The following is a 3,117-nucleotide window of genomic DNA, read 5'->3' as shown; positions in this document are numbered from 1 at the left end:
GAGTTCTAAGCCATCCGCTTCGTCACGCGACACGCTGACAAAGTCGATCGCTTAGAGCTTCTGCTCTAACGCTCTTTAACAATATGGATCATGCTGACAGTTCTTCACCATTCGTGGTTGGAATGGCGAAGAACGAAAAGTGATACGTCTCAAGCGTATCCGGCAATTGTCGTTGTGATCGCGTGACCAGACTCCTTCGGGTTATATGGTCAAGCGATTAAGCGCACACGGTGGATGCCTAGGCAGCCAGAGGCGATGAAGGACGTTGTAGCCTGCGATAAGGCTCGGTGAGGTGGCAAACAACCTGCGACCCGGGCATGTCCGAATGGGGAAACCCACCCAGCATAAGCTGGGTATCCCACACTGAATCCATAGGTGTTGGGAAGCGAACCGGGGGAACTGAAACATCTAAGTACCCCGAGGAAAAGAAATCAACCGAGATTCCCCCAGTAGCGGCGAGCGAACGGGGAGTAGCCCTTAAGCATGTGACTGGTTAGACGAACGGTCTGGAAAGGCCGGCCATAGTGGGTGATAGCCCCGTAGTCGAAAACCTGAATATGTGAAATCGAGTAGGTCGGGGCACGTGAAACCTTGACTGAACATGGGGGGACCATCCTCCAAGGCTAAATACTCCTGGCTGACCGATAGTGAACCAGTACCGTGAGGGAAAGGCGAAAAGAACCCCGGAGAGGGGAGTGAAATAGATCCTGAAACCGTGTGCGTACAAGCAGTGGGAGCCGACTTGTTCGGTGACCGCGTACCTTTTGTATAATGGGTCAGCGACTTATATTCAGTGGCGAGCTTAACCGTATAGGGGAGGCGTAGAGAAATCGAGTCTTAACTGGGCGACCAGTCGCTGGATATAGACCCGAAACCGGGCGATCTATCCATGGCCAGGGTGAAGGTCAGGTAACACTGACTGGAGGCCCGAACTCAAGTATGTTGAAAAATGCTGAGATGAGCTGTGGATCGGAGTGAAAGGCTAATCAAGCTCGGAGATAGCTGGTTCTCCTCGAAAGCTATTTAGGTAGCGCCTCACGTATTACCGCCGGGGGTAGAGCACTGTTTCGGCTAGGGGCCCATCCCGGGTTACCAACCCGAGGCAAACTCCGAATACCGGTGAGTAGAGCGTGGGAGACACACGGCGGGTGCTAACGTCCGTCGTGAAAAGGGAAACAACCCAGACCGTCAGCTAAGGCCCCCAAATTCTGGTTAAGTGGGAAACGATGTGGGAAGGCATAGACAGCTAGGAGGTTGGCTTAGAAGCAGCCATCCTTTAAAGAAAGCGTAATAGCTCACTAGTCGAGTCGGCCTGCGCGGAAGATGTAACGGGGCTCAAACCAGATGCCGAAGCTACGGGTTCATCCTCTGGATGAGCGGTAGAGGAGCGTCGTGTAAGCCTGCGAAGGTGTGTTGAGAAGCATGCTGGAGGTATCACGAGTGCGAATGCTGACATGAGTAACGACAAGGGGAGTGAAAACCTCCCCCGCCGGAAGACCAAGGGTTTCTGTTCTACGTCAATCGGAGCAGAGTGAGTCGGCCCCTAAGGCGAGGCTGAAAAGCGTAGTCGATGGGAAACGGGTCAATATTCCCGTACCGGATGTGATTGCGATGGGGGGACGAAGAAGGCTAGGTGAGCCAGGCGTTGGTTGTCCTGGTGAAAGTCAGTAGGCTGAGAGCTTAGGCAAATCCGGGCTCTCAAGGCCGAGAGACGAGACGAACGGACTACGGTCCGGAAGTCATCGATGCCACGCTTCCAGGAAAAGCCTCTAAGCTTCAGATCACATGCGACCGTACCCCAAACCGACACAGGTGGTCAGGGTGAGAATCCCAAGGCGCTTGAGAGAACTCGGGTGAAGGAACTAGGCAAAATGGCACCGTAACTTCGGGAGAAGGTGCGCCGGCGTAGCGTGAAGAGACTCGCTCTCCTAGCGTGAACCGGTCGAAGATACCAGGTGGCTGCAACTGTTTATTAAAAACACAGCACTCTGCTAACGCGTAAGCGGACGTATAGGGTGTGACGCCTGCCCGGTGCCGGAAGGTTAATTGATGGTGTTAGCGCAAGCGAAGCTCCTGATCGAAGCCCCGGTAAACGGCGGCCGTAACTATAACGGTCCTAAGGTAGCGAAATTCCTTGTCGGGTAAGTTCCGACCTGCACGAATGGCGTAATGATGGCCACGCTGTCTCCACCCGAGACTCAGTGAAATTGAAATCGCAGTGAAGATGCTGTGTACCCGCGGCTAGACGGAAAGACCCCGTGAACCTTTACTATAGCTTCACACTGGACGCTGATGTTGCTTGTGTAGGATAGCTGGGAGGCTTGGAAACCGTGACGCCAGTTGCGGTGGAGCCAACCTTGAAATACCAGCCTGGCATCATTGGCGTTCTAACTTCGCACCGTGATCCGGTGTAAGGACAGTGTGTGGTGGGTAGTTTGACTGGGGCGGTCTCCTCCGAAAGAGTAACGGAGGAGCACGAAGGTACCCTCAGCACGGTTGGAAATCGTGCATTGAGTGCAAGAGCATAAGGGTGCTTAACTGCGAGACAGACACGTCGAGCAGGTACGAAAGTAGGTTCTAGTGATCCGGTGGTTCTGTATGGAAGGGCCATCGCTCAACGGATAAAAGGTACTCCGGGGATAACAGGCTGATACCGCCCAAGAGTTCACATCGACGGCGGTGTTTGGCACCTCGATGTCGGCTCATCACATCCTGGGGCTGAAGTCGGTCCCAAGGGTATGGCTGTTCGCCATTTAAAGTGGTACGCGAGCTGGGTTTAGAACGTCGTGAGACAGTTCGGTCCCTATCTGCCGTGGGCGTTGGAGATTTGAGAAGCGCTGCTCCTAGTACGAGAGGACCGGAGTGGACGCACCTCTGGTGTTCCGGTTGTCACGCCAGTGGCATTGCCGGGTAGCTATGTGCGGACGGGATAACCGCTGAAGGCATCTAAGCGGGAAGCCCCCTTCAAGATGAGATCTCCCTGAGACTTCGAGTCTCCTAAAGGGTCCAGCAAGACGAGCTGGTTGATAGGCACGGTGTGGAAGCGCTGCAAGGCGTTGAGCTAACGTGTACTAATGCCCCGTGAGGCTTGACCATATAACCCCAAGGGGTCTGGGT

The 3,117-nt window shown here is 54.4% G+C and carries 1 rRNA gene; it reads left to right on the top strand.

The features are described from left to right. Positions 1 to 207: 207 nt before the first annotated feature. Positions 208 to 3,096: ribosomal RNA gene (locus tag DOM67_RS18695) — 23S ribosomal RNA — on the top strand. Positions 3,097 to 3,117 lie beyond the last annotated feature (21 nt).

Origin of the sequence: Salinicola sp. RZ23 (assembly GCF_003206675.1) — a bacterium.
In the GTDB taxonomy this organism is placed as follows: Bacteria; Pseudomonadota; Gammaproteobacteria; order Pseudomonadales; family Halomonadaceae; genus Salinicola; species Salinicola endophyticus.
This window is presented reverse-complemented; position numbering and strand designations above follow the sequence as displayed.